General features: G+C 67.4%; 6 protein-coding genes and 1 pseudogene. 6 read left to right on the top strand and 1 reads right to left on the bottom strand.

Annotated features, from left to right (window positions below; all coding sequences use genetic code 11):
* Both JOZ00_RS07960 and JOZ00_RS07955 read left to right on the top strand, forming a co-directional pair.
* Nucleotides 1-285, top strand: a pseudogene (locus JOZ00_RS07960) (ribonuclease HII); the annotation flags it as partial.
* A 158-nt stretch (nt 286-443) separates the two neighbouring features.
* Complete coding sequence (locus tag JOZ00_RS07955; protein ID WP_007171389.1) at nt 444-749, top strand: DUF2469 domain-containing protein; 306 nt, start codon at nt 444-446, stop codon at nt 747-749.
* Between the two features lie 8 nt (nt 750-757).
* Here the strand turns inward: JOZ00_RS07955 and JOZ00_RS07950 are convergent, their stop codons facing one another.
* Nucleotides 758-1,507, bottom strand: a complete 750-nt coding sequence (locus JOZ00_RS07950) for a GAF and ANTAR domain-containing protein (protein ID WP_293342141.1) — start codon at nt 1,505-1,507, stop codon at nt 758-760.
* Between the two features lie 215 nt (nt 1,508-1,722).
* Between JOZ00_RS07950 and JOZ00_RS07945 the strand changes: the two genes are divergently transcribed.
* The 4 genes from JOZ00_RS07945 to JOZ00_RS07930 all read left to right on the top strand — a co-directional run.
* The gene (locus tag JOZ00_RS07945) at nt 1,723-2,703 is read left to right on the top strand and encodes an NAD-dependent epimerase/dehydratase family protein (protein WP_293342144.1); all 981 of its coding nucleotides are present in this window, start codon (nt 1,723-1,725) and stop codon (nt 2,701-2,703) included.
* Between the two features lie 123 nt (nt 2,704-2,826).
* Nucleotides 2,827-3,648 carry a formate dehydrogenase accessory sulfurtransferase FdhD gene (fdhD, locus tag JOZ00_RS07940; protein WP_293342138.1) on the top strand — a complete coding sequence of 274 codons (822 nt, stop codon included), beginning with the start codon at nt 2,827-2,829 and terminating at the stop codon, nt 3,646-3,648.
* A 114-nt stretch (nt 3,649-3,762) separates the two neighbouring features.
* Nucleotides 3,763-4,140 (top strand): YraN family protein, encoded by a 378-nt coding sequence (locus JOZ00_RS07935; protein ID WP_293342135.1) that lies wholly within the window; start codon nt 3,763-3,765, stop codon nt 4,138-4,140.
* The coding region (locus JOZ00_RS07930) for a YifB family Mg chelatase-like AAA ATPase (protein WP_293342132.1) at nt 4,140-5,638 on the top strand (1,499 nt) is incomplete at its 3' end. The genes JOZ00_RS07935 and JOZ00_RS07930, both read left to right, overlap by 1 nt.

Raw genomic sequence — 5,638 nt, 5'->3', positions numbered from 1 at the left:
GGGTTGCCGGTGCCGTCACTGCCGGTGATCGGTGGCGACGCCGCGGCGGCCTGTATCGCCGCCGCCAGCGTGCTGGCCAAGGTCAGCCGGGATCGCCTGATGGTGGCGATGGACGCCGATCATCCGGGCTACGGGTTCGCCGACCACAAGGGCTACAGCACGCTGGCGCATTCGGCTGCGCTGAACGAGCTGGGCCCGTGTTCGCAGCATCGGTATTCCTTCATAAACGTGCGGCGGGTGGCGGCCGGGTCGGGCAGCCGTTTAGTGGTGGATTGCGAACCGAACGCACCGGGTGAGCGTGGCACCAACGGGTGGGGAAAGATGGAACCCGACTCGTCCGAAGGGGCTGTGTCAGGTAGTTGGAACGCACTCGGCGACGATGCGGACCGCTTGCGGTCCGAGGAGGAGCCAGGTAATTGGAACCGAGTAGGACGGCTGAGCAGATGAGTGCCGAGGATCTCGAAAAGTATGAAACCGAGATGGAGCTCTCGCTGTACCGCGAATACAAGGACATCGTCGGGCAGTTCAGCTACGTGGTGGAGACCGAACGGCGCTTCTACCTAGCCAACAGCGTCGAGATGGTGCCGCGTAACGCCGACGGCGAGGTCTACTTCGAACTGCGACTGTCGGACGCGTGGGTGTGGGACATGTACCGGCCTGCGCGGTTCGTCAAGCAGGTGCGGGTGGTCACCTTCAAGGACGTCAACATCGAAGAGGTCGAGAAGCCCGAGCTGCGGCTGCCCGAGTAGCGCGCGGGCTACTCCGCGGGCGCCGGCAGCTCTCCGCGCTTCTCGATGACCTCTCGGGCCACGTCGGCCAACTTGATGTTCACCGCCTGCGAATGGCGCCGCAACAGGTCGAACGCCTGCTCCTCGGTCATCTCGTGCAGCATCATCAACATGCCGACCGCCTTGCCGATTTCGCGGTTGCTGAGCAGCCCCCGTCGAAGGCTTGCGGCGTCTTCTCCCTTGGCGACCGCGTTGATGGCCACGCTGGCGAACGCGGCCAGCACCGCGGCACGGCCGGCGGACTCGGAGTCGAACATGTTGGCCGTGTCGCTGAACAGGTTGAGCGCAGCCCCTTTGCGTTTGTCGACCAGCAGACGGAAACCCATCGCGCCGCGCACCGGTGTCTCTTCGACCAGGATCTTGGCGAGGGTGGGCCACAGGGACGGCGTGGTCAGGTCCGGGTCGATCTGTGGGGTTTCCTCCTCGATCGCATCGATGCACGGACCGTCGCTGGCGCGGCGTTCCAGTTCGTCGATCTGCCGCGCGAGTGTGTCGCTGGCGCCGACTGTGATGTAACGGTCGCCCTCGCGCACCAAGAGGCTGGCGTGGTCGCAGCCGCGCACCGTCAGGGTGGCGGCGATGCAGATGGCCGCATACATCTCGTTGGCGTCCGAGCCTTGGTAGATGATCTCGGCCAGGGCCGCGAATACCGTCCCCGGGTCGGCCTTCTCCCCGCCGGGCGGCGGGCCCTCCGTACCGACCCCCGATTCATCCGTCATGACGGGCCTCATTTCCTGCGATATCGGCGTGACGCGTGGTCGATCGTCGTCGATTATCCGCCGCCGGCGCAAACCCAACCTGGCCACCGTGAAACACCCGCTGACAATACGGGCAAGCACTCGCACGCGCTCGCGAATCGGCGCGTTGGATCGCGATCGGGTGACGTTTCTTACCGGCGGGTTTCGGTGCGCGATTGACGGGAAAAGCCGTTCAGGTGGGAGTTACCGTCGCTGTGACCGGGCCGACCGGTGAGATCGGTATCTCCGCGGTGACCGCGCTCGAGCACGAACCCGCGGTCGACGCCATCGTCGGGATGTCCCGCCGACCCTTCGACCCGTCGTCGCACGGATGGTTGAAGACCACCCACCGGCAAGGCGACATCCTGGACCGCGACGCCGTCGACGCCCTGGTGGCCGAGGCCGACGTGGTGATCCACCTGGCGTTCATCGTGATGGGTTCGCGGGAGGAAAGTGCGCCGATCAACCTGCAAGGCACTCGAAACGTGTTCGAGGCAACGGTTGCGGCCGGACGGCCGCGGCGTCTGGTGTACACCTCGTCGGTGGCGGCGTACGGCTACCACTCCGACAACCCGGTTCCGCTCACCGAGGATGTGCCGGCGCGCGGGTCCGCCGAGCATTACTACTCCGAGCAGAAGGCGGCGTGCGAGGAGCTGCTGACCGAAATCACCAAGGATTCGCCCCTCGAGACGTTCGTTTTGCGGCCGTGCATCGTCGCCGGGCCCAACGCCACCGCCCTGGCGGACGCGATGCCGTGGAACCAGTTGCCGGGCCCGTTGCGCGCGGTGGTCGGCGCGGTGCCGATATTGAAGCCGGTGGTGCCGGATCCGGGCGTCCCGTTGCAGCTGGTTCACCATGACGACGTCGCCGCGGCGATCGCGCTGGCCGCCACCGCCCCCGCCCCGCCCGGCGTGTACAACCTCGCCGCTGACGGCGTGGTGACCGTGGCCGACGTGGCCCGGGCACTGGGCGGCCGGCCCGTTCGGGTTCCCGCCGTTGCTGCGACTGCGGCGTCGGCCGCGATTTCGCGGGTGCCGCTCGTTCCCGCCATGCTGGAATGGCTGCATAGTGCGCGGACGTCGATGGTGATGGACACCACCAAGGCACGGACGCAGCTGGGGTGGCGACCGCTTTACTCGTCGGCCGAGACGTTGGCGGCGCTGGCTTCGGCCGTGTGACACCGCAATTCATCGTGGCGCCTCCTCAGCGGCGGTCGGCGGCCAACCGGAGTAGTTTTACTGCGTGAGCCTTCCGCGTTCTGCTGCTTCTCGTGTCATCACGACACTCGGTGAATTCGCCTAGTGGGGCACGTAACCGCGCGTCGGCGGATCACGCACCTCGCCGCCGAGAAGACGACCACCCGGCCCGAGACGCTGGTGGTCGAGGAGCCGTTGGAAATTCGGGTCAACGGGGCGGCCGTGACTGTGACGATGCGAACGCCAGGCTCGGATATCGAACTGGCCCAAGGTTTTCTGCTCACCGAGGGCGTCATCGCGGGCCGCGACGACGTGCTGACCATCCGGTACTGCGGCGGCAAGGACAGTTCGGGGGAGAATACTTACAACGTTCTCGACGTGACACTGGCCGCCGGCGTTCAGATGCCCGATCTCGATGTCACCCGCAACTTCTACACCACCTCCTCATGCGGGGTGTGCGGCAAGGCGTCGCTGGAGGCGGTTCGACTGAACAGCCGGTTCTCGCCCGGCAGCGACCCCGCCACCGTCGCGGCGGCCACGCTCAAGGCGATGCCGAACCAATTGCGCTCTGCGCAAAAGATTTTCGACAGCACCGGTGGCCTGCACGCCGCGGCGCTGTTCGGCGTCGACGGCACGATGCTCGCGGTGCGCGAGGACGTCGGTAGGCACAACGCGGTCGACAAAGTCATCGGCTGGGCGCTGGAAAACCGCCGGGTGCCGCTGGCGGGCTCGGTGTTGCTGGTCAGCGGGCGGGCCTCGTTCGAGTTGACGCAGAAAGCGGTGATGGCCGGGATTCCGGTGCTGGCAGCCGTGTCCGCGCCGTCGTCGCTCGCGGTCTCTCTGGCCGAGGAGTCCGGGATAACGCTGGTGGCCTTCCTGCGGGAGGATTCGATGAACATCTACACGAGGGCCGATCGGATCGGTTAGTCCGCGTCCGGCCCGCTGTGGATGGAGGTGCGACTGGGGATAACCAGTCGCGACCGAGCGCCGCGCGCGTCGCTGTGGCCTTCCTTGTCGGGGCCGTCGTGGAGTTTGTCGGGCATGACGACCGAAACGACGATGACCCGGATCCAGCTGGGAGCGATGGGTGAAGCGCTTGCGGTGGATTACCTGACGAGGGTGGGATTGCGCATCCTGCAACGTAACTGGCGCTGCCGCTACGGCGAACTCGACGTGATCGCTTGCGACGATGCCACTCGCTCGTTGGTGTTCGTCCAGGTGAAAACCCGCACCGGCGACGCCTACGGCGGGCTGGCGCAGGCCGTCACTCCGCGCAAGGTGCGACGGCTGCGCAGGCTGGCCGGGCTCTGGCTGGCCGGCCAAGACGAGCGGTGGACGACCGTCCGCATCGATGTGATCGGTGTGCGGGTCGGGCGGCGCCGCACCCCCGAAATCACCCACCTGCAAGGGATCGGCTGATGGCGCTGGGGCGGGCGTTCTCCGTCGCGGTGCGCGGCGTCGACGGGGAAATCGTGGAGATCGAAGCCGACATCACGTCCGGACTGCCGGGTGTGCACCTGGTGGGATTGCCCGACGCAGCGCTGCAGGAGTCTCGAGACCGAGTCCGGGCCGCGGTTACCAACTGCGGTAACAGCTGGCCGATGGCACGGCTCACCCTTGCCCTGTCGCCGGCCACCCTGCCGAAAATGGGATCGGTTTACGACATTGCCCTGGCCGCCGCGGTTCTTTCGGCTCAGCGCAAGAATCCGTGGGACCGGCTGGAGAAAACGCTGCTGATGGGCGAGCTGTCGCTGGACGGGCGGGTCCGGCCGGTCCGCGGCGTGCTGCCGGCGGTGCTGGCCGCCAAACGTGACGGCTGGCCGGCCGTCGTCGTCCCGGCGGACAATCTGGCCGAAGCCAGCCTCGTCGACGGAATCGACGTGTGGGGCGTGCGCACTCTGGGGCAACTGCAGAACTGGCTCAACGGCAATGCGGCCCTGGACAACAGGGTCGACGCGAAGACTCCGGATGCCGAGCCCACCGCCGACCTGGCCGACGTGGTCGGGCAGGCGCAGGCGCGGTTCGCGGTGGAGGTGGCCGCCGCGGGCGCACACCACCTCATGTTCACCGGGCCGCCCGGGGTAGGCAAAACAATGCTCGCGCAACGGCTTCCGGGTCTGCTCCCGCCGTTGTCGGACAGCGAGTCGCTGGAAGTCACCGCGATCCACTCGGTGGCCGGCCTGCTATCCGGGGATACCCCGTTGATCACCAGGGCGCCGTTCGTGGCGCCGCATCACAGTTCCAGCGTCGCGGCGCTCGTCGGCGGGGGTTCGGGGATGGCACGTCCCGGCGCGGTCAGCCGGGCGCATCGCGGAGTGCTGTTCTTGGATGAATGCGCAGAGATCAGCGTGAGCGTGCTGGAAGCGCTGCGGACGCCGTTGGAGGACGGGGAGATTCGCCTTGCCCGGCGCGACGGCGTGGCGTGTTACCCCGCTCGGTTCCAGTTGATTCTGGCGGCTAACCTCTGCCCGTGCGCACCCGCCGATCCGCAGGACTGCATCTGCGCGGCCGCGGCCAAACGCCGCTACCTGGGCAAGCTTTCGGGACCGTTGCTGGATCGGGTGGACCTACGGGTACAGATGCATTCGGTCCGCGCGGGGGCGTTCTCGGCCACCGAAGGGGAATCGACGGCCCAGGTTCGTCAGCGGGTCGCACTGGCCCGCGAGGCCGCCGCGCAGCGCTGGCTACCGCACGGGTTCCGCACCAACGCCGAGGTGAGTGGGCCGTTGTTGCGCCGAAAGTTTCGGCTCAGCAATGCCGTTATGGCCCCGTTGCAAAAGGCATTGGACTACGGGCTGCTCAGCATCCGGGGTGTTGACCGCACCCTACGGGTCGCGTGGAGCCTGACCGACTTGGCCGGCCGCGTCTCGCCCGGTCCCGACGAGGTAGCGACCGCACTCAGTTTCCGCCAACCGGG

The sequence above is a fragment of the Mycobacterium sp. genome, assembly GCF_019243155.1.
GTDB lineage: Bacteria > Actinomycetota > Actinomycetes > Mycobacteriales > Mycobacteriaceae > Mycobacterium.
This window is presented reverse-complemented; position numbering and strand designations above follow the sequence as displayed.

What these genes read in the sequence shown, in the direction of transcription:
- JOZ00_RS07955 (WP_007171389.1), top strand. Translation starts at nt 444, where the DNA reads ATGAGTGCCGAGGATCTCGAAAAGTATGAAACCGAGATGGAGCTCTCG.
- JOZ00_RS07950 (WP_293342141.1), bottom strand. Translation starts at nt 1,507, where the DNA reads ATGACGGATGAATCGGGGGTCGGTACGGAGGGCCCGCCGCCCGGCGGG.
- JOZ00_RS07935 (WP_293342135.1), top strand. Translation starts at nt 3,763, where the DNA reads ATGACGACCGAAACGACGATGACCCGGATCCAGCTGGGAGCGATGGGT.